Origin of the sequence: Bradyrhizobium sp. HKCCYLS20291 (assembly GCF_051167715.1) — a bacterium.
In the GTDB taxonomy this organism is placed as follows: domain Bacteria; phylum Pseudomonadota; class Alphaproteobacteria; order Rhizobiales; family Xanthobacteraceae; genus Bradyrhizobium.
This window is the reverse complement of record NZ_JBNPTO010000002.1, coordinates 463,798-483,348: the sequence shown is the minus strand read 5'-3', so window position 1 is coordinate 483,348 and position 19,551 is coordinate 463,798. Positions and strand designations below refer to the sequence as shown.

At 64.4% G+C, this 19,551-nt stretch carries 28 protein-coding genes; 24 read left to right on the top strand and 4 right to left on the bottom strand.

Annotated features, from left to right (window positions below; translation table 11 throughout):
• Positions 1–5 precede the first annotated feature (5 nt).
• The 8 genes from nifK to hspQ all read left to right on the top strand — a co-directional run bounded on the left by nifK (position 6) and on the right by hspQ (position 6,552).
• On the top strand, positions 6–1,565 hold the full coding sequence (gene nifK, locus ACQR07_RS06340) for a nitrogenase molybdenum-iron protein subunit beta (protein WP_434901463.1): 1,560 nt from the start codon (positions 6–8) through the stop codon (positions 1,563–1,565).
• A gap of 132 nt (positions 1,566–1,697) precedes the next feature.
• Positions 1,698–3,371, top strand: a complete 1,674-nt coding sequence (nifE, locus tag ACQR07_RS06335; protein WP_434901462.1) for a nitrogenase iron-molybdenum cofactor biosynthesis protein NifE — start codon at positions 1,698–1,700, stop codon at positions 3,369–3,371.
• A gap of 10 nt (positions 3,372–3,381) precedes the next feature.
• Positions 3,382–4,776 carry a nitrogenase iron-molybdenum cofactor biosynthesis protein NifN gene (nifN, locus tag ACQR07_RS06330; RefSeq protein WP_434901461.1) on the top strand — a complete coding sequence of 465 codons (1,395 nt, stop codon included), beginning with the start codon at positions 3,382–3,384 and terminating at the stop codon, positions 4,774–4,776.
• A 25-nt stretch (positions 4,777–4,801) separates the two neighbouring features.
• Positions 4,802–5,197, top strand: coding sequence for a nitrogen fixation protein NifX (gene nifX / locus ACQR07_RS06325; RefSeq protein WP_434901460.1), 396 nt, complete (start codon positions 4,802–4,804; stop codon positions 5,195–5,197).
• A gap of 9 nt (positions 5,198–5,206) precedes the next feature.
• Positions 5,207–5,677 carry a NifX-associated nitrogen fixation protein gene (locus ACQR07_RS06320; protein WP_434901459.1) on the top strand — a complete coding sequence of 157 codons (471 nt, stop codon included), beginning with the start codon at positions 5,207–5,209 and terminating at the stop codon, positions 5,675–5,677.
• 18 nt (positions 5,678–5,695) lie between these two features.
• Positions 5,696–5,896 carry a CCE_0567 family metalloprotein gene (locus ACQR07_RS06315; protein ID WP_006609662.1) on the top strand — a complete coding sequence of 67 codons (201 nt, stop codon included), beginning with the start codon at positions 5,696–5,698 and terminating at the stop codon, positions 5,894–5,896.
• A gap of 22 nt (positions 5,897–5,918) precedes the next feature.
• Positions 5,919–6,206 (top strand): ferredoxin III, nif-specific, encoded by a 288-nt coding sequence (gene fdxB, locus ACQR07_RS06310; protein WP_434901458.1) that lies wholly within the window; start codon positions 5,919–5,921, stop codon positions 6,204–6,206.
• 19 nt (positions 6,207–6,225) lie between these two features.
• Positions 6,226–6,552 (top strand): heat shock protein HspQ, encoded by a 327-nt coding sequence (gene hspQ / locus ACQR07_RS06305; RefSeq protein WP_434901457.1) that lies wholly within the window; start codon positions 6,226–6,228, stop codon positions 6,550–6,552.
• A 503-nt stretch (positions 6,553–7,055) separates the two neighbouring features.
• Here hspQ and ACQR07_RS06300 read toward each other — a convergent pair.
• From ACQR07_RS06300 to ACQR07_RS06290, 3 genes are read right to left on the bottom strand one after another with little or no spacing between them, the layout of a single operon-like run.
• The gene (locus ACQR07_RS06300) at positions 7,056–7,373 is read right to left on the bottom strand and encodes a hypothetical protein (RefSeq protein WP_434871192.1); all 318 of its coding nucleotides are present in this window, start codon (positions 7,371–7,373) and stop codon (positions 7,056–7,058) included.
• A gap of 31 nt (positions 7,374–7,404) precedes the next feature.
• Positions 7,405–8,256, bottom strand: coding sequence for a sulfurtransferase (locus ACQR07_RS06295; RefSeq protein WP_434901456.1), 852 nt, complete (start codon positions 8,254–8,256; stop codon positions 7,405–7,407).
• Positions 8,257–8,304: 48 nt separating this feature from the next.
• Positions 8,305–8,763: a hypothetical protein gene (locus tag ACQR07_RS06290; RefSeq protein ID WP_434901455.1), complete on the bottom strand. Its 459-nt coding sequence runs from the start codon at positions 8,761–8,763 to the stop codon at positions 8,305–8,307.
• A gap of 198 nt (positions 8,764–8,961) precedes the next feature.
• Between ACQR07_RS06290 and ACQR07_RS06285 the strand changes: the two genes are divergently transcribed.
• A complete protein-coding gene (locus ACQR07_RS06285) occupies positions 8,962–9,381 on the top strand; it encodes a Rieske (2Fe-2S) protein (protein WP_434901454.1) in 420 nt (139 codons plus the stop codon).
• 65 nt (positions 9,382–9,446) lie between these two features.
• On the opposite strand, the gene ACQR07_RS06280 is transcribed toward ACQR07_RS06285, so the two are convergent.
• A complete protein-coding gene (locus ACQR07_RS06280) occupies positions 9,447–10,055 on the bottom strand; it encodes a hypothetical protein (protein ID WP_434901453.1) in 609 nt (202 codons plus the stop codon).
• Positions 10,056–10,373: 318 nt separating this feature from the next.
• Between ACQR07_RS06280 and ACQR07_RS06275 the strand changes: the two genes are divergently transcribed.
• From ACQR07_RS06275 to ACQR07_RS06205, 15 genes are all read left to right on the top strand, one after another.
• Positions 10,374–10,694, top strand: coding sequence for a HesB/IscA family protein (locus ACQR07_RS06275; protein ID WP_434871187.1), 321 nt, complete (start codon positions 10,374–10,376; stop codon positions 10,692–10,694).
• 55 nt (positions 10,695–10,749) lie between these two features.
• Entirely contained in the window at positions 10,750–11,040 is a 291-nt protein-coding gene (locus tag ACQR07_RS06270) for a NifU family protein (protein WP_434834915.1), read from the top strand.
• Between the two features lie 9 nt (positions 11,041–11,049).
• Entirely contained in the window at positions 11,050–12,264 is a 1,215-nt protein-coding gene (gene nifS / locus ACQR07_RS06265; protein ID WP_434901452.1) for a cysteine desulfurase NifS, read from the top strand.
• Positions 12,261–12,482: a putative nitrogen fixation protein NifT gene (gene nifT, locus ACQR07_RS06260; RefSeq protein ID WP_012029022.1), complete on the top strand. Its 222-nt coding sequence runs from the start codon at positions 12,261–12,263 to the stop codon at positions 12,480–12,482. The genes nifS and nifT overlap by 4 nt, the downstream gene beginning before the upstream one ends.
• Entirely contained in the window at positions 12,482–13,348 is an 867-nt protein-coding gene (locus ACQR07_RS06255) for an SIR2 family NAD-dependent protein deacylase (RefSeq protein WP_434901451.1), read from the top strand. Before nifT ends, ACQR07_RS06255 begins: the two co-directional genes overlap by 1 nt.
• 257 nt (positions 13,349–13,605) lie before the next feature.
• The gene (gene nifB, locus ACQR07_RS06250) at positions 13,606–15,168 is read left to right on the top strand and encodes a nitrogenase cofactor biosynthesis protein NifB (protein ID WP_434901450.1); all 1,563 of its coding nucleotides are present in this window, start codon (positions 13,606–13,608) and stop codon (positions 15,166–15,168) included.
• Between the two features lie 56 nt (positions 15,169–15,224).
• Positions 15,225–15,449: a YfhL family 4Fe-4S dicluster ferredoxin gene (locus ACQR07_RS06245; protein WP_015665417.1), complete on the top strand. Its 225-nt coding sequence runs from the start codon at positions 15,225–15,227 to the stop codon at positions 15,447–15,449.
• 10 nt (positions 15,450–15,459) lie between these two features.
• The gene (locus ACQR07_RS06240) at positions 15,460–15,789 is read left to right on the top strand and encodes a HesB/IscA family protein (RefSeq protein WP_434901449.1); all 330 of its coding nucleotides are present in this window, start codon (positions 15,460–15,462) and stop codon (positions 15,787–15,789) included.
• Between the two features lie 11 nt (positions 15,790–15,800).
• Positions 15,801–16,334, top strand: coding sequence for a hypothetical protein (locus tag ACQR07_RS06235; RefSeq protein ID WP_434901448.1), 534 nt, complete (start codon positions 15,801–15,803; stop codon positions 16,332–16,334).
• Entirely contained in the window at positions 16,327–17,100 is a 774-nt protein-coding gene (locus ACQR07_RS06230) for a 4Fe4S-binding leucine-rich repeat protein (RefSeq protein WP_434901447.1), read from the top strand. Before ACQR07_RS06235 ends, ACQR07_RS06230 begins: the two co-directional genes overlap by 8 nt.
• Positions 17,097–17,420: a nitrogen fixation protein NifZ gene (locus ACQR07_RS06225; RefSeq protein WP_006609680.1), complete on the top strand. Its 324-nt coding sequence runs from the start codon at positions 17,097–17,099 to the stop codon at positions 17,418–17,420. Before ACQR07_RS06230 ends, ACQR07_RS06225 begins: the two co-directional genes overlap by 4 nt.
• Positions 17,417–17,656 (top strand): nitrogen fixation protein NifZ, encoded by a 240-nt coding sequence (locus ACQR07_RS06220; protein WP_434901446.1) that lies wholly within the window; start codon positions 17,417–17,419, stop codon positions 17,654–17,656. The genes ACQR07_RS06225 and ACQR07_RS06220 overlap by 4 nt, the downstream gene beginning before the upstream one ends.
• Positions 17,657–17,672: 16 nt before the next feature.
• The gene (locus ACQR07_RS06215) at positions 17,673–18,029 is read left to right on the top strand and encodes a DUF3024 domain-containing protein (protein ID WP_434901445.1); all 357 of its coding nucleotides are present in this window, start codon (positions 17,673–17,675) and stop codon (positions 18,027–18,029) included.
• Between the two features lie 17 nt (positions 18,030–18,046).
• A complete protein-coding gene (locus ACQR07_RS06210) occupies positions 18,047–18,307 on the top strand; it encodes a hypothetical protein (protein ID WP_434871178.1) in 261 nt (86 codons plus the stop codon).
• Entirely contained in the window at positions 18,307–19,521 is a 1,215-nt protein-coding gene (locus ACQR07_RS06205; protein ID WP_434901762.1) for a DegT/DnrJ/EryC1/StrS family aminotransferase, read from the top strand. The genes ACQR07_RS06210 and ACQR07_RS06205 overlap by 1 nt, the downstream gene beginning before the upstream one ends.
• The last annotated feature ends 30 nt before the right edge of the window (positions 19,522–19,551 follow it).

The following is a 19,551-nucleotide window of genomic DNA, read 5'->3' as shown; positions in this document are numbered from 1 at the left end:
TTCCCATGACACAGTCTGCCGAACATGTGCTCGATCACTTCGAGCTCTTCCGTGGTCCCGAATACCAGCAGATGCTGGCCAACAAGAAGAAAATGTTCGAGAATCCGCGCGATCCCGCGGACGTCGAGCGTATCCGCGAATGGGCGAAGACGCCTGAATATCGCGAGAAGAATTTCGCCCGCGAGGCGCTGACCGTCAATCCGGCCAAGGCCTGCCAGCCGCTCGGCGCCGTGTTCGTCGCCGTCGGCTTCGAGAAGACGCTGCCGTTCGTGCACGGCTCGCAGGGCTGCGTGGCCTATTATCGCAGCCATCTGTCGCGCCACTTCAAGGAGCCGAGCTCCTGCGTGTCGTCGTCGATGACCGAGGACGCAGCCGTGTTCGGCGGCCTCAACAACATGATCGACGGCCTCGCCAACGCCTACAACATGTACAAGCCGAAGATGATCGCGGTCTCGACCACCTGCATGGCGGAAGTCATCGGTGACGACCTCAACGCCTTCATCAAGACGTCGAAGGAAAAGGGCTCTGTTCCGGCCGAGTACGACGTTCCCTTCGCCCACACTCCCGCCTTCGTCGGCAGCCATGTCACCGGCTACGACAATGCGATGAAGGGCATCCTCGACCACTTCTGGGACGGCAAGGCCGGCACCGCGCCGAAGCTGGAGCGCGTCCCGAACGAGAAGATCAACTTCATCGGCGGCTTCGACGGCTACACCGTCGGCAACATCCGCGAGGTCAAGCATATCTTCGAGGAGATGGGGATCGAATACACGATCCTCGGCGACAACTCGAACGTGTTCGACACCCCGACCGACGGCGAGTTCCGCATGTATGACGGCGGTACGACGCTGGAGGACGCTGCCAACGCCGTGCACGCCAAGGCGACGATCTCGATGCAGCACTATTGCACCGAGAAGACGCTGCCGTTCATCAAGAACCACGGCCAGGAAGTCGTCTCGTTCCACCATCCGGTCGGCGTATCCGGCACCGACGCCTTCGTGATGGCGCTGTCGCGCATTTCGGGCAAGGAGATCCCGGAATCGCTGGCTCTGGAGCGTGGCCGCCTGGTCGACGCGATCGCCGACTCCAGCGCGCACATCCACGGCAAGAAGTTCGCAATCTACGGCGATCCGGACCTCTGTCTCGGCCTTGCGTCGTTCCTGCTCGAGCTCGGCGCCGAGCCGACCCATGTGCTCGCCACCAACGGCAACAAGGAGTGGGCCGAACGGGTGCAGGCGGTGTTCGATAGCTCGCCGTTTGGCAAGAACTGCCACGTGTATCCCGGCAAGGATCTCTGGCATATGCGCTCGCTGCTGTTCACCGAGCCGGTCGATTTCCTGATCGGCAACACCTACGGCAAGTATCTCGAGCGCGACACCGGGACGCCGCTGATCCGCATCGGCTTCCCGATCTTCGATCGCCACCACAAGCACCGCTACCCGGTGTGGGGCTATCAGGGCGGCATGAACGTGCTGGTCACGATCCTCGACAAGATCTTCGACGAGATCGACCGTAACACCAATGTGCCGGCCAAGTCGGACTACAGCTTCGACATCATTCGCTAAGGACGGCGCGCGGCGGTCCCTCAAGGTCCGCCGCGCTTTGCTCTGGACGATGAGGCTCACGGGGAAGGCTGAAGAGGCCGGAGCCTCCTCTTCTCAAAAGACGCGCAGAAGGTCCGCCAACAGGAGAAGCCGATGAGCTCGCTGTCTGCCACGATCCAGAACGTCTTCAACGAGCCTGGCTGCGGCAAGAACGCCAACAAGTCCGAGGCCGAGCGCAAGAAGGGCTGCACCAAGCAGCTGCAGCCGGGCGGCGCGGCCGGCGGCTGCGCCTTCGACGGGGCCAAGGTCGCGCTGCAGCCGCTGACCGACGTCGCGCATCTGGTGCACGGGCCGATCGCCTGCGAGGGCAATTCCTGGGACAACCGCGGCGCGGCCTCGTCGGGCGCGCAGATCTGGCGCACCGGTTTCACCACCGACATCAACGAGACCGACGTCGTGTTCGGCGGCGAGAAGCGCCTGTACAAGGCGATCAAGGAAATCATCGAGAAGTACGATCCGCCGGCGGTCTTCGTCTACCAGACCTGCGTGCCTGCCATGACCGGCGACGACATCAACGCGGTCTGCAAGGCAGCCTCCGCCAAGTTCGGCAAGCCGTGCATTCCGGTCAATTCGCCAGGATTCGTCGGGCCGAAGAACCTCGGCAACAAGCTTGCCGGCGAGGCGCTGCTCGACCACGTCATCGGCACCGTCGAGCCGGAGGTGACGACGCCCTACGACCTCAACATCATTGGCGAATACAATCTGTCCGGCGAGCTCTGGCAGGTGAAGCCGCTGTTCGACGAGCTCGGCATCCGCATCTCGGCCTGCATCTCCGGCGACGGCCGCTACAAGGATGTCGCCTCGTCGCACCGCGCCCGTGCCGCGATGATGGTGTGCTCCAAGGCGATGATCAACGTCGCCCGCAAGATGGAGGAGCGCTACGGCATTCCGTTCTTCGAGGGCTCGTTCTACGGCATCCAGGACTCCTCGGATTCGCTGCGCGAGATCGCGCGCCTGCTGGTCGAGCGTGGCGCACCGGCGGACCTGCTGGACCGCACCGAGGCGGTGATCGCGCGCGAGGAGGCGAAGGCCTGGGCGGCGATCGAGCCGTTCAAGAAGCGGCTTACGGGAAAGAAGGTGCTGCTGATCACCGGCGGCGTGAAGTCGTGGTCGGTGGTGGCGGCGCTGCAGGAGGCCGGCATGGAGCTGGTCGGCACCTCCGTCAAGAAGTCCACCAAGGAGGACAAGGAGCGCATCAAGGAGCTGATGGGCCAGGATGCCCACATGATCGACGATATGGCGCCGCGCGAGATGTACAAGATGCTCAAGGACGCCAAAGCGGACATCATGCTGTCCGGCGGCAAGTCGCAGTTCGTCGCGCTGAAGGCCGCGATGCCCTGGCTCGACATCAACCAGGAGCGCGCGCACGCCTATATGGGCTATGTCGGCATGGTCAAGCTGGTCGCCGAGATCGACAAGGCCATCTACAACCCGATGTGGGAGCAGCTGCGTAAGCGGGCGCCCTGGGAGACGGCCAGCAACAATTGGCAGGCCAAGGCGATCGCGCAGGCCAATGCCGAAGCCGCGGCGCTCGCCGCCGATCCGGTCGCAGCGGAAGCTGCGCGACGCGCGAAGAAGATCTGCCACTGCAAGTCGGTTGATCTCGGCACCATCGAGGATGCGATCAAGGCAAACGGCCTGATGGATGTCGCCGGCGTGCGCACGCACACCAATGCCTCGGGTGGCTGCGGCGCCTGCGCCGGGCGGGTCGAGGACATCCTGGCGGAGCAGAAGGCACCGGCCGAGCTGCTGCAGGCGGCGGAGTAGGACGGCGCTCATGGCCAAGGTCACCATTGGAAAGAAGGCCTGTGCGGTCAACCCGCTGAAGATGAGCCAGCCGATCGGCGGCTCGTTCGCCTTCCTCGGCCTGCGCGGTGCGATGCCGCTGCTGCACGGCTCGCAGGGCTGCACCTCGTTCGGTCTGACGCTGTTCGTGCGCCACTTCAAGGAAGCGGTGCCGATGCAGACGACCGCGATGAGCGAGGTCGCGACCGTGCTCGGCGGCTACGAGAACGTCGAGCAGGCGATCCTCAACATCCACAAGCGGCAAAAGCCCGAGATCATCGGCATCTGCTCGACCGGCGTCACCGAGACCAAGGGCGACGATGTCGACGGTTACATCCGGCTGATCCGCGAGAAGCATCCGGAGCTCGCCAATTATCCGCTGGTCTACGTCTCGACGCCGGACTTCAAGGACGCGTTCCAGGACGGTTGGGAGAAGACGGTTGCCAAGATGGTCGAGGTGCTCGTGGACAAGCCGACCTCGACGCGCCGCGATCCGGCGCGGGTCAATGTGCTGCCCGGCTGCCATCTGACACCAGGCGATATCGAGGAGCTGCGCACCATCTTCGAGGATTTCGGGCTGGAGCCATCGTTCCTGCCGGATATTGGCGGCTCGCTCGATGGTCACATCCCCGACGAGTTCACGCCGACCACGATCGGCGGCATCGGGCTGGAAGAGATCGCGGTCATGGGCAGCGCCAGCTGGACGATCGCGATCGGCGCCCAGACGAAGCGCGCGGCGGAGGCGATGCAGGCCAAGACGGGCGTGCCGTACCGGCTGTTCGAGCGGCTTTGCGGCCTGCTGCCGAACGACGAGTTCATGTCCTTCCTGAGCGAGATCTCGGGACGCCCGGTGCCGGCGAAGTACCGCCGCCAGCGCGGCCAGCTCGCGGATGCGATGCTTGACGCGCATTTCCATATCGGTGGCCGCAGGCTCGCCATCGGCGCCGAGCCGGATCTGTTGTTCGACGTCGCCAGCATGCTGCACGACATGGGTGCGGAGATCTCCGTCGCCATCACCACCACGCAGTCGCCGGTGCTCGAGCGGATGCCGTGCGAGGAGGTGCTGATCGGCGATCTCGAGGATCTCGAAAACCTGGCGAAGCAGCGCGACTGCGGGCTGATGATGACGCATTCGCACGGCCGCCAGGCCGCGGCGCGGCTGAAGATTCCGTTCTACCGGATCGGCTTCCCGATGTTCGACCGGCTGGGCGCTGGGCACCTGATGACGGTTGGCTATCGCGGCACCCGCGATCTGGTCTTTGCGCTCGCCAATCTGATCATCGCCGATCGCGAGGACAACCATCAGCCGACACCCGGCACCTGGCTCGATCCCTGGAAAGACTTCCAGGGATCGACCGACCCCGCCGTCGTGGCGCCGCTGCATTGACGCTTGAGGAGAAAGGACCGACGACATGAAAGTCGCATTCGCTACCCAGGATCTGAAACGCGTCGACGCCCATTTCGGCTGGGCCAAGAACATCGCGATCTACGATCTCGATCCCGAGGGATACCGCTTCGTCGAGACGGTCGAGTTCGACGGCGACCTCAAGGAAGACGGCAACGAGGACAAGCTGGCGCCGAAGATCGAGGCGATCAAGGATTGCGCGATCCTCTATGTCGCCGCCATCGGCGGCTCCGGCGCGGCGCGCGTCGTCGCCAACAACATCCATCCGATGAAGGTCGCCCAGCCTGAGCAGATCAGCGATCTTCTGGGCAAGCTGCAGGATGTGCTGAAGGGCAATCCGCCACCATGGCTCCGCAAGGCTCTTGCCAAGGGCCAGGAGCGCACACTCGATTTCGAGGACTGAGGAACCAACATGTCTGATATCGCGGTAGCAGTCGAACCGGTCGCCGCCGAGCAGCGGCCCTTCGTCAAGGAACTGATCAAGGTCTGGCGTGCCCAGGACACCCATGGTGCCTGGGAGGGCAAGAAGGACATCGACCTGCTCGAGCCGTACATCCTGGACAAGGAGAAGCGGCGGGCGCTGCCGATCATCGGCGATCCCGATCCGGAGACGATCTGGCGGCTCGAGCTGTTCTTCAACGCGATTGCATTGTCGATCGAGAAAGCCACCGGCGTGATGATCTCGCCGATGCTGAAGATGAGCCACGAGGGTTTTGGCCGCATGGTGCTGATCGGCGGCCGGCTCATCGTGGTCAACAAGCAGCTGCGCGACGTGCACCGCTTCGGCTTCGACAATCTCGGCAAGCTGGCCGACGAGGGCGACAAGTTTGTCAAGGCCGGCGTCGAGATGATCGAGAAGTTCAAGGACGTCGCGAATTACTGAACGGCAAGGATGAGAGAGATGAGCGACCTGGACACCCTGAAGGCCGAGATCAAGAAGCTGTCGGCGCGCGCCATGGATGCCAAGATGAACCTGCACGACTTGTCGGAGGAGCTGCCCATCAATTGGGACCAGATCCTGCCGACGGCTCAGAAGGCCCATGAGGCGTTCGCCGAGCTGGAGAAGAAGCGGGCCGAGCTGAAGAAGCTCGAGGCCGCGTGAACCCACACGAGGACTCGTCACCATGTCCAATTCAACCCGCGACGGCCGCGACTGGCGGCCGGACTATCTGGTCGCGATCAATCCCGAGAAATGCATCGGCTGCGGCCGCTGCTACAAGGTGTGTGGCCGCGAGGTCATGACCCTCAAGGGTATCAACGACGAGGGCGAGTTCGTCGAGCTCGACGACGATGAGGATGACGAGGTCGAGAAGAAGATCATGGTCATGCACGACACCGGCGCCTGCATCGGCTGCGGCGCCTGCGCCCGGGTCTGCCCGACCAACTGCCAGACCCATTCGCCGGCGGCGTGAGACTGACGAGCGTGCGGCCATGGTGCGGATGGAGGCAAAGTTCACGATCGGCCAGGTGACCCGGCACCGCGTCTACGATCTGCGCGGTGTCGTGTTCGACGTCGACCTGTCGTTCTCCGAGGAGGAGGGCTGGCGGGCGATCACCATGGACAAGCGGCTCGACCGGAAACAGCCGTTCTACTACCTGCTCGCTGAGAGCGGCGACAGCAGCTACATCGCCTACGTGCCGGAGCAGAATCTGGTGGCGGATGTCTCGGGAGAGCCGGTGAAGCATCCTGATATCGGCGAGCTGTTCGACGTCGACGACGGCGGCAGCTACCACTACCGTGGGCGGGTTTTTCAGTAGTTTGGCTCGCTGCCACAACCGTCATTGCGAGAAGCCGCAGGCGACGAAGCAATCCAGAGTCCTCGCGCCGCCCTGGATCGCGTCGCTGTGCTCGCGATGACGGACATTGGGCCGTAGGGTGGGCAAAGGCGCCTGGGTGGTCTCACAATCAGGCGCTTGGTGTATCGCGCCGTGCCCACCGCCCATCTGTGCGTGCGGAACGACCTTGGTGGGCACGCCATCGGACGCCGCTTCGCGTCGCCGCTGGCTTTGCCCACCCTACATTCGTTCCTGCCGATCCACTGCCGCCATACGAGAAGCTCGGTCCATCCACGCGTCATTCCGGGGCATCGCGCAGCGATGAGCCCGGAATCCATAACCACGACCGATTGTTGTTTTCTGAGGTGAGCGCCACGGACATCTCGCACCTCATAACCGGTCGTGGCTATGGATTCCGGGCTCGCGCTGCGCGATGCCCCGGAATGACGGCGGAGGGAGATGGGGCCAATCCGAACGAGGAGGGCCTACTCGATTCCCTGTTCCCGGGCCTTCCACATCGCGGCGATCCGGAAGCGCTCGTTGATCGCGGCGGGGGTGGCGAGGATCTCGGCCTGGGCCGTGGCGAAGGCACCCTCGACGATCGCGGCCTCTTCCTTCGTCAGGGTGATGCGGCCGGCCATGTGGGTGGCGTCGGGTGCGGCCTCCCAGATCTTGCGCCGGTTCGGATGCAGCTTCACCTCGACCAGTTCGAACGCCTCGAGCTCGCCGTCGAGACAGATCGCGAGGCCGATCACCTCGACCTTGCGGCCGTCCTGCGTGGTCTTGACCAGGGTCTTTGCCATGCTCGTACTCCCGTCGTTGCTATCAGCTGGATCACGCCGCCGCGGCCGTATCGTCGAGCTGGCTCCACTCCGCCCACGAGCCGTCATAGACGGCGGCATCGAGGACGCCGAGCCGGTAGAGCGCCAGCGCCAGCATGCAGGAGGTGATGCCGGAGGCGCAGGTGGAGACGATCGGCTTGCCGAGATCGACGCCAGCGTCTGTGAAACGCGCGGCGAGCGCGTCGGGCGCCATCAAGACGCCGGTGTCGGGATCGACCAGATCCGCCCAGGGCAGGTTGATCGCACCGGGAATGTGGCCCTGGCGCTTGAAGGTGAAGACATCAGGCTGCGTGCCGTCGAACTTGCCCGGGCCGCGCGCGTCGATCAGCTGCGCGCCGCTCTGCGCCAGCCGCTGCATATCCGCTAGCGTCGCGACCAGGTTGGGTCGGAAGCTCGCGGTGAAGCTTGCCGGCGCGGGACGCACCGGCGTCATCTCCGCCGGCTTCTTCTCTTTGGTCCATTTGCCGAAGCCGCCGTCGAGCAGGGCGACATTGTCGTGCCCGAACACGCGGAACATCCACCACACGCGTCCTGCGGCCGAGCCGCCGTAGTGGCGGTCATAGACGATGACGCGATCGGCATTGCTGATGCCGAGCAGGCCGACCTTGTGGGCGAAATCCTCGGCCGTCGGCAGCATGTGCGGCAGCGGGCTGGTCTTGTCGGCGACCTGGTCGATATCGAAATGTACCGAGCCGGGCAGGTGCCGGCCGCGATATTGGGTGCGACCATCCAGGTTGGTGCTCGGATGGTGCCAGGTGCAGTCGAGGATCTTGATGTCCGGATCGGACAGGTGTTGCGCCAGCCATTCGGAGCTGACCAGGGTGTCAGAGAAGTCCGTGCTCATGCATGCGCTCGCGATTGTGATGGGGTCAATCTGACTGACGCGCGCGCGTCAGAGCGTTTTCGGCATCGCAAAGCCCGGGCGCGGATGGCTGTCGTAATATTCCGGACGCTCCGGCCAGCCGCCATCGGCGATGATCTTGAATGTCGCCACCGTGACCGGCGCGCCGGGGGAGCACGACACTTCGGTAAACTTGATCTCGCGCTCGCCGGGACCGGCGGAGAAATCGGCGACCGTGGTGCCGTCGGCCTTGCGCGCCCGTGCGAAGCCGGGCGTACCGACGGTAGCCGCAGGCACCGCGGCAGTGACGAAGTTCGGCTGCTCCGCCCCGTCCACCGCGGGTCCGAAGGCGGGCGAGGCGAAGGTGAAGGTCGCGAGCACGCCGCTGCGGTCGACGGCTTTGTCGGCGGTGGTCGGGCGTGCCACCGAGTAGACCGTCAGCGTGCCGCCGTCCAAAGCGGCCTTGATGTCGTCGAGCGAGCTTTCGACGAAGTCCAGTGTCACGTTCATGTCGATCTCCTTACAAAGGCGCGTTTGCAGGAGAAATTTTCAAGTTCTGTGCCAGTCTCTCGCAACAGCGAGAAAGACTGGTGCGGCGGCGGAGTTGCGCGAATCTTGCAACGTGATCTGTCAGCGAGCCGACGGTCGCTCACAGCTCCGCTGACAGCGGCGATGTCGGACATGCGCCAGACATCGATGAGGCCTGACATGACGACCGACGTCGCCTACGCCATCTGCAGCTTCAACGACATCCCGAGCCGCCGCGCCATGGGCTTCCAGCTCATGGTTGTGGCCGAGGACGGCAGCCATCGCCCGTGGCCGATCTTCGTGATTCGCTGGGGCAAGCAGGTGTTCGGCTATCTGAACAAGTGCCCGCACGACAAGGTCAATCTCGACTGGGAGCGCAACCAGTTCCTGGACGGCAACGGCCTGCGCATCCTCTGCGGCAAGCACGGCTCGCTGTTCGAGATCGGCACCGGGATGTGCGTCGACGGCCCGTGCAAGGGCGAAAGCCTGACGCCGGTGGCGCTGACCGTGCTCGACGGCGACATCTGCGTGACCGGCGTGACCCTGGTCGAAGATGATGAGGACGATGAAGAGACCGGCCTGCAGTGTGAGGAAGGCTGAAATCTCACACGAAGTCCCGACGCGAGTGTCGGGACTTCACCTTGCGTGTGAAGGCAAGACGGCGCTCAGACCGGCCGGTTCTCGTTGCGGTTCTTGACGGGCTCCATCTTGGCCAGTGCATCCGCATACGCGATGAACTCGTAGGTCTCGCTGAACTTCTTGGCCGCATCGAGCACGTAGTCGAGCTTGCCGGCGGTGTCGAGCTTCTTGATATCGTTCTTGTCGATGCTCAGGAGATCCATCATCTCCTTCCAGACCGTGGATTCGTCGCAGGGCAGGACATAGAACGTCACGTCGCCCATCTTGATGCGGTACTTCGCCAAGAGGTCTATGTTGTTGCAGAACATGAAGTAGCTGCCATCCGGCTTCAGCAGGTCCTTCAGCACCTCAACCGCGGTTTCGAGATAGGCCAGCGAATGGATGTAACCGACGAGCACCGGAATGGTCGGCTCGCCGTCATTCACGATCGTCAGCACCTGCTCGACCGAGAAATCCGGCGGCCGCTTCTCGTCCGCGACCTGGGTCTGGAACTTCAGCGCGATGTCGCCGCGGAAGCCGAACCGGCCGGGCTTGGTGGTCGGCGCCTTCAGCACGGCGTTCAGCAGCCGTCCTTCCTTGTCGAGCTGCGCGAGCGCCGTGGTCTCGATCGCAACCGTTTTCTCCAATGTCGTCATCAGCAATCCCCTCGCATGGTGTCATGAGCCGTCTCGCCGCACGGCGAGGTCATGAGGCCGTGATGCAAATTGTCTGCCGATGTATGTGGCGCGTTGATTTGCCTGCGCTTTCGTTCGCCTCCTCGGGGCATTGTCGGATTTCCGCCGCGACACCCGGCGAGCCGGTTCGTGGCGGAGCGAAAGCGGCCCTGTCGGAAAGCCGACACGCGTCGGAAACGCCACAGCGACATTGCTGAAAGTCGTGTCATTTCAGCCCATTGCCGCATGGCACGAGACTTGCGAGCCACGTTCGCAACAGTCGAATGGAAAGGCCGGAAGATGATCAACCTGACCGATAGTGCCGTCAATGCGGTTCGCAACGCGATCACGACCTCCGACAAGCCGGTCGACGGCCTCAGGATCATGGTCGAAGCCGGCGGCTGCGCCGGGCTGAAATACAACATGGGTCTCGTCAGCGGCAGCGAGCCGGAGGACACCGTGATCGAGCGCGAGGGCGTGCGCGTGCTCGTCGATCACAAGAGCCTGGAATATCTCGAGGGCACGACGATCGACTTCGTCATCGCGCTGGAAGGCTCCGGCTTCACCTTCGAGAATCCGAACGCGAAGTCGAGCTGCGGCTGCGGCAAGTCGTTTGCTTAAAAGGCCGTTCGCCTGATCCCCTCGCTTGATCATCCAACACGAGAGAACTGACATCATGCTGGTCGAATCCCAGGGCATCGTCGAAGCGCCGGCTCAGATGAGCGAGCGCGAGCGCATCATCCGGGCCGTGATCGAGGAGGTCCGTCCGAACCTGAAACGCGACGGCGGCGATTGCGAGCTCGTCGAGATCGACGGCAACAAGATCATGGTCAAGCTCGCCGGCGCCTGCATCTTCTGCAAGCTCGCCAGCGCGACCTTGGAGGGCATCCAGGCCCGCATGATCGAGAAGCTCGGTGAGTTCGTCCGTCTCGTTCCGGTCGCCGGCGCACCCAAGGCGCGGCATTAAGGAGCGGCCTTGCGTCCGGTCTACCTCGACAACAACGCCACGACGCGCGTCGACCCCGAAGTCGTCGCGGCGATGTTGCCGTTCTTCACGGACCAGTTCGGCAATGCCTCGTCGTCGCATGCCTTCGGCAGCGAGGTCGCGGGCGCCGTCCGCCAGGCGCGCAAGAGCCTGCAGGCGCTGCTGGGCGCCGCTTTCGATCACGAGATCGTCTTCACGTCGGGCGGGACGGAATCCGACAACACCGCGATCCTGTCGGCGCTTGAGACGCAGGAAGGACGGGGCGAGATCGTCACGACGGCAGTCGAGCATCCCGCGATCCTGTCGCTGGTCGAGCATCTCAGGGACAAGCGCGGCATCACGGTGCATCTGATCGGCGTCGATGCTTCCGGCCGGCTCGATCTCGAAGCATACAAGCGCGCGCTCGGGCCGCGGACGGCGATCGCCTCGGTGATGTGGGCCAACAACGAGACCGGCACGCTGAATTCCATTCCGGACCTGGCCAAGCTCGCGCACGACGCGGGCGCGCTGTTCCACACCGACGCCGTCCAGGCCGTCGGCAAGATCGCGATCGACCTGAAATCCGCCGGCGTCGACATGCTGTCGCTGTCCGGACACAAGCTGCACGGGCCCAAGGGCATCGGTGCGCTGTACATCAAGAAGGGCGCGCCGTTCGCGCCGCTGGTGCGCGGTGGTCCGCAGGAGCGCCGCCGGCGCGGCGGCACCGAGAACGTGCCGGCGATCGTCGGCCTCGGCAAGGCGGCGGAGCTGGCAGCAAAACATCTCGCCGACGAGCAGGGCCGGGTGCGCGCGCTGCGCGACCGGCTGGAGCAGGGCATCATCCAGAGCGTCGGTCATTGCACCGTGCTCGGCGATGTCGCGGAGCGGCTGCCGAACACCGCCAACATCGCCTTCCAGGATATCGAGGGCGAACCGATCGTCATGCGCCTGAACCAGGCGGGCATCGCGGCCTCGCTCGGCTCGGCCTGCGCCTCCGGCTTGATGGAGCCTTCGCATGTGCTCAGGGCGATGAACGTGCCCCCGGATCTGCTGCGCGGAGCCGTGCGCTTCTCACTGTCGCGCGACACGACCGACGATGACATCGACCGCGTGCTGCAGGTCCTGCCCGACATCGTCGGCCGGCTGCGCGAGACCTCGCCAGCCTGGCTGCAACATCACCCGTCGAATGCGGCGGACGCCCTTCGTCCCACGGAGCTTACGCAATGAAAGTCATGATCCGCCGCTCGCCGGAAACCGGCCTCTCGATCTACGTCCCGAAGAAGGATCTGGAGGAGCCGATTGTCGAGACCGAGCACGAGACGTTGTGGGGCGGCTGGATCCGCATCGCCAATGGCTGGGTGCTCGAGCTGCCGCAGATGGCCGCCGACACGCGGCTGCCGATCACGATCAATGCGCGCAAGCGCGGTGGAGAAGGGGACGAGTAATGAATGCGCCGCTTCCTCATATCGACATCGTCAAGCAGGCCGACGCCGAGGCGCTGCTGAAGGACGTCGTCGCCAGGCTGAAAGCTGGCAAGGTCGTTCCGTTTCTCGGTCCCGCCGTCTCGGAGCAGTCCGGCGCTGCGGTGCCGATGAACCCGGAGGCGCTGGCCGCGTTCTTCGGCACCAAGGTGGCGCTGCCACGCCGCGCCAAGGGCAATGCCTGGGCCTCGGCGCAGCACATCGAGAGCACGCGCCATCGCTCGACGGTGACGGCGCTGATGGCGGAGGCTTTCGCCGCGCCGGTGGCTCCGACGCCGCTGCAGCAGCATCTGGCGTCGCTGCCGCTGCCGATGATCGTTGACAGCTGGTACGATGGCGCAATGCGCACCGCGTTGGCCGGGCGCGGCGATTGGGGCGAGGTGCAGGGTATCACCCGCGCCCATATCGGCGAGGACCGCTGGTATCGCTTCTACGACGCTGCCGGCGGCGAGAGCGATCGCGAGAAGGCAGGTGGCTGGACCACGCTGCTGTACAAGCCGCATGGCGGCATCACGCCGGCGAAGAACTTCCTGATCACCGACGCGGACTATGTCGAGGTCCTGACCGACATCGACATCCAGACGCCGATTCCCGACACCGTCAAGGATCGCCGCACCGATCGCGGCTTCCTGTTCATCGGCTGCCGCTTCAACGACCAGCTGCTGCGCACCTATGGCCGCCAGGTCATCAAGCGCTCGGGCACCGAGCATCACGTCCTGGTCGAACCGGACTCGCTGTCGAAGAACGAGCTGAAATTCTTCATCGCCGAGCGCCTGACGCCGATCGCGATTCCGCTCGCGCGTGCCACCGAGATCATCATCGGCGGCTGAGCCAGATTTGTCACAACACGAACAGCGCGGCCGCAAGCCGCGCTGTTTTGCTGTGCGCCCTCTGCTCGATCCGAGTCTGTAACGTTTCTAACAACGCACCAAACGAGAAGCTTTCGCATGTTGGCAAGGCGACAGCTGCAATGATTCTGCTAAGGCGTTGATAGTCCGATGAAATGAACGTGTCCGCGGCGTGGCACGCGAGTTGCTGAACTGATCCCAAGGCGGTTTGCGGCTCGCCAGCAACGTAAGGAGCGGACATGGACGCGTCAGTGCAGCACGACCAGGCGACGATACCGGACGGCGACAAGCTGAGCTCGGTGATGCAGACCATCGCGGAACACAAGGGCTGCGGCACCTCGGGCGGCAGCGGCAAGGCGAGCTGCGGCTCGGGCGCCGGCGAGAACGACCTGCCGCCGGAGATCTGGGAAAAGGTGAAGAACCATCCCTGCTACAGCGAGGAAGCGCATCATCATTACGCGCGCATGCATGTCGCCGTGGCGCCCGCCTGCAACATTCAGTGCAATTACTGCAACCGCAAATATGATTGCGCCAACGAGTCGCGTCCGGGCGTCGTCAGCGAGAAGCTCACGCCCGAGCAGGCCGCCAAGAAGGTGCTCGCGGTGGCCTCGACCATTCCGCAGATGACCGTGCTCGGCATCGCCGGCCCCGGCGATCCGCTCGCCAATCCCGAGAAGACCTTCAAGACCTTCGAGCTGATCGCAAAGACGGCGCCGGACATCAAGCTTTGCCTGTCGACCAACGGCCTGGCGCTGCCCGACCATGTCGACACCATCGCCGGCTTCAACGTCGACCACGTCACGATCACCATCAACATGGTCGATCCCGAGATCGGCGCCAAGATCTATCCCTGGGTGTTCTGGAAGCACAAGCGCTACACCGGCGTCGAGGCCGCCAAGCTGCTCACCGACCGGCAGCTGCAGGGCCTGGAGATGCTGACCGAGCGCGGCATCCTCTGCAAGGTCAACTCGGTGATGATCCCCGGCGTCAACGACAAGCACCTCGTCGAGGTCAACAAGGCGGTGAAGTCGCGGGGCGCCTTCCTGCACAACATCATGCCGCTGATCTCCTCGCCGGAGCACGGCACCGTGTTCGGCCTGACTGGCCAGCGCGGCCCGACCGCGCAGGAGCTGAAGGCGCTGCAGGACGCTTGCGAAGGCGAGATGAACATGATGCGGCATTGCCGCCAGTGCCGCGCCGACGCCGTCGGCCTGCTCGGCGAGGACCGCTCCGCGGAGTTCACCACCGACAAGATCATGGCGATGGAGGTGAACTACGACATCGACAGCCGCAAGGCCTATCAGGAGGCGGTCGAGAGCGAGCGTGTCGCCAAGGTTGTCGCCCGCCAGGAGGAGCTCGCCTCGCTCGCCGGCCAGTCCAGCGACATCAAGCTGCTGGTCGCGGTGGCGACCAAGGGCTCGGGCCTGATCAACGAGCATTTCGGCCACGCCAAGGAGTTCCAGGTTTATGAACTCTCGACAACCGGTGCGAAGTTCGTCGGACACCGCCGCGTCGACCTGTACTGCCAGGGCGGCTATGGCGACGAGGACAGCCTTGAGACCGTGATCCGCGCCATCAACGACTGTCACGCGGTGTTCGTGGCCAAGATCGGCGGCTGCCCGAAGAGCGACCTGCAGACCGCCGGCATCGAACCGGTCGACCAGTTCGCCCACGAGTTCATCGAGAAGTCGGCGATCGCCTGGTTCAAGAGCTATCTCGACAAGGTCAACAGCGGCGAGATCGAGCACGTCGTGCGCGGTGACGCCGAGATCCGCCAGGGCGCACTGATCTCCGCCGCTTGACACGTGAACCCGGCGGCGCCCCGCCGCCGCCGGCCTTTTTCGACAGGAGCTCTTTCATGACTTTGAAGATCATTGCTTCGCAGTGCACGAGCTGCTCGGCCTGCGAGCCCGAATGTCCGAACGTGGCGATCTCCGAGAAGAACGGCACCTTCGTGATCGATCCCAAGAAGTGCACCGAGTGCCTCGGTCATTTCGACGAGCCGCAATGCGCGGCGGTCTGCCCGGTCGACAACACCTGCGTCATCGACAACTCGTTCCCGCGCTATCAGCCGCCGGCCTGAGGAGAGCCAGATGAACTTCACCCTCACGCCAGCCGCGCAAAAGTTCATGCGCATGATGCTGCGGGCCGACGGCACCGCCGGCTCCGGCTTCCGCCTCGCGGTGTCGCCGGGCGGCTGCTCGGGCCTCGCCGCCGATATCAGCGTGCTCGCCACGCCGCTTGCCGGGGACGCGGTCGTCGAGCGTGACGGCGTCAAGCTGTTCCTGCCGGCGGAAAGCCGGCTGCTGCTCGACGGCGTCACCATCGACTTCGCCGACACCGCCGCTCAGACCGGCCTCGTGTTCCACGATCCGAAGCAGGTATCGTGCTCCAGCCACGCGCTGAAGGCGCTGCAGGACTAGGACAGCAAATCATGCCGACCGACGCCCGGCCCAGCTCCCAGACTGCCATCGAGGACGCGCTGCTTGCCGACGCGCTGCTCGGTGGCGGCCTGCCGGAGGAGGCCGAGCGTCATCTGTGGCTGGCGGGCCAGAGCTATCATGTCGATGATGTCGCGGAGACGCATCTGAAGCAAGCCGAAGCGCTGGCGCCGGATCATGCCGCGGTCCTGATCGGCTTCTACCGCTTCTATTTCTACAAGGGCCGCCTGACCGACGCGCTGCGCATTGCCAAGCGCTGCCTCGCCAAGGCCGCGGTGGAGAACGACCTGCCGCCGCATTGGCGCGACGTCCGGCCCGAGCACGCCGAGTTCGGCAGCTTCGACCACATGCTGCCGCGCTTCTTCATGTTCACCTTGAAGGGCTACGCCTACCTGCAGATGCGGCTCGGCAATCTCGTCGAGGGGCGGCTTGCGGTGCAGAAGCTGCTCGACCTCGATCCCAGCGACAAGATCGGCGCACGCGTCCTGCTCGAGGTCGTCGACCGGGTGGAGCTCGACGATGAGTGACGACATCGACGAAGCCATCGACTGGCAGGGCAACGAGATCAGCTGCGCGGGCTGCGCGCATGAGCAGCTGAGCGCGGCCGGCCGCTGCAGGATCCGGCACGCCTGCGTGCACGACCGCTACGCGCGGCGCATCGACCGGTTCTTCAACTGGAATCCGGCACTCGCCAACGACTACGTCAAGCATCCGCATTTCGAGGTGCGCGCGATCGCCGCCAAGCACGCCAGCCCGTTCTATTTGCCGCCGCTGCTCGACGATCCCGAGGAAACGGTGCGCTGGAATGCGGCGCGGCGGCTGCCGAAGCGGCTGGTTCTGCGGCTGCGCCATGACCCGCATCGCGAGGTCCGGATCCGCATCGCCACCGTGCTCGATCCCGAAGACCTGATGCCGATGATGATGGACGACGACTATTACGTCCGTCTGGTCGTCGCGCGCCGCATCGTGCCCTCGGTGCTCGGCCGCATGATGGGCGATCCCGAGGCCGAGGTCCGCCGCGTCGTTGCGCGGCGGATTCCAAGCGACTGGCTGCTCGGCATGATCAGCGATCCCGATGCGCGGGTACGGCTGGAGATCGCGGAGCGTCTGGCGCCGGATCTCCTGACGGCCATGCGCAAGGACGCCGACTGGCGCGTCCGCCACGAGGTCGCGAGCCGGATTCCGCTCGGTGAGCTCGCCGAGCTGGTGCGCGACGAGGATCCGCTGGTGCAGGAGATGGCGCGCGGCCGGCTCGACAACCGTTCTGGAGCAGCGATGGAGAAACCGGCATGAGCAACATCGTTCGTGACAGCGAGGTTGTGGAGCTGTCGGCGCCGCCGTATTTCACCTTCGGCGAGAAGGTCAAGGCGAAGCGTACCATCCGCAATGACGGCACCTATGCGGGCAAGGAGATCGGTGAGATCCTCGCGAAGAAGGGCGAGATCGGCTACGTCGTCTCGATCGGCACCTTCCTGCAGCAGTTCTACATCTACGGCGTCGAGTTCCTCGAAAGCGGAAACCGCGTCGGCATGAAACGCAAGGAGCTCGAATCCACCGTCCCCCGCGGGGACGCCGAGGACGAGCTGCCGCTGCCGGGAGCGTACAGATCATGATCGAGCCGCGGATGCCGAAATATCAATGGGGCCAGCGCGTGAAGGCGCTGATCGACCTCGTCAACGACGGCTCGTTCCCGAACGCGCCGGCGGAGGCCAAGCTGGTCGCCGTCGGCGACATGGGCGAGATCGTCCAAGTCGGGACCCACACAGAGGCGAACATGCCGATCTATCTCGTCGAGTTCGGCGAGCAGCTTGTAGTCGGCTGTCTGGAAGAGGAGATCGTCCCGGTCTAGGGGATGAGGATCAGTCATGGTGGCAGCTGCGCTCAAACCCAGCTTCGTGCGGCCCGCGCATCCCAATGAGTTGGATCGCAAGCGGATCGAGCGTGCGCTGCAGTCACGCAAGCGCTACCGCTACGTCGAGCCGACGATTCTGCCGGTCGATGAAGGTTATCAGGTCCGCAGTCCATGTTGCTCGCGCAACATCGACAAGGACGGCGGGGTGATCGACGTGGCTCTGCTGCGTCACGACCCGGCGAAAACGATATGGAAGCTGTTCTGGAGAGATCATGCGCAAGGGATCTGGGAGCTGCACAGCGTGCACCAGCGGTTGACCGCGGCGGTCGACGAGCTGAACGCCGACCCTGAGCGGATCTTCTGGCAGTAACGAGGAGAACGGGTGAGATGGCATTGGCCGAACAGGAGCTGAATGAGATTGCGCAGGTCCTCGAGCAACCGGACGCCAGCCAAGCAGCGTTCGCCGAGTTGCGCCGTCGCTTTCCGAAGCTCGCTTTGACCCGCTGCGATGCCTCGGATGTGACCGAGACGCCTTACCGCAGCTATGCGGCGTTCGACCTGCATCTGCTCGATGCCAGCGACCATTGCGCAGGGGTGACGGACGATCCGGCTAAAGCCACCGGCCTGATCCTGGCCAAACGGAGCTGATCATGAAGCCCTATCTGGTGCATGACGCCGATCGGCAGGAGCAGGAGGAAGCCGAACTGACGCCGGTCGAGGCGGGCTTCATCCCGCTGTCCGATCCGGATATCACGACCGCAGAAATCGCAGCAGTGGATGCCGCATTGCGCTCGCCGCGGCTGTCCTGCGGACCGCTGGTCGAGGAGTTCGAGGCAGCGTTCGCCGCCTATCTCGGACGCAAATATGCCATTGCCGTCCCGAGCGGAACGCTTGGCCTCGTTATGGTTCTGAAGGGCCTGGGGATCGGGTCAGGCGACGAGGTGATCGCGTCGTCCTATTCGTTCCGCGAGGTCGCGCATGCGATCAGCATCGTCGGCGCCAAACCGGTGTTCGTCGATATCGATTATTACTCGGGCACGCTGGCGCCGAGCAAGATCGAGGCGCGGATCACCCCGAAGACCAAGGCCATTCTCGCCGGCAACACCAATGGCCATCCGGCCAAATGGTCGGAGCTGCAGGAGATCGCCAAGGCTCACAACCTGACGCTGCTCGAGGACTCGACCGAGGCGATCGGCTCGAAATACAAGGGCGCGCTGGTCGGCACCTTCGGCGCGGCCTCGGTGTTCGACTTTTCGCAGCCATTCGCCTTGACCTGTGGCGAAGGCGGCATGATCGTAACCGACGACATCGATATCGCGGTTGCCGTGCGGCGCCATCGGCTGCACCGGCTGGATGAGCGTGCCTCGGTGGTGGTCAGCAGCAGCCCGTCGCACCAGGCCGTGATGAGCGATGTCACGGCCGCACTGGGTCTGGCCCAGTTGAAGCGGGTCGACGAGATCCTCGAGCGCCGGCGGCTGATCGAGCAGATCTACTACAGCCAGGTGCAGTCGTTCGAGGGCATCAAGGATCCCTATATCGGCCCTGATGTCACCGAGGTGAACTGGTTCCTGTACCAGGTGCATCTTGGCACGCGCTTCTCCAAGTCGAGCCGCGATTCGATCGTCGAGGATCTCCGGGTCGAGCAGGTCGAGGCCGTCGCCTATTCCAATCCGCTGCATCTGCAGCGGCACTATTTCGACATGGGCTATCGGCGCGGCGACTGTCTCGTCGCCGAGAAGGTCGCCGACCGCGTCGTGGCCCTGCCATTCCATGTCCATCTGACGACCGACCAGATCGCCTTCATCGTCGCGACCATGAAGGACGCCTCGGTCAATGTCGGAGCGGGCGCGGCGATCTACTGACATCAGTTCAACCCAGCAAAGGAGACATTC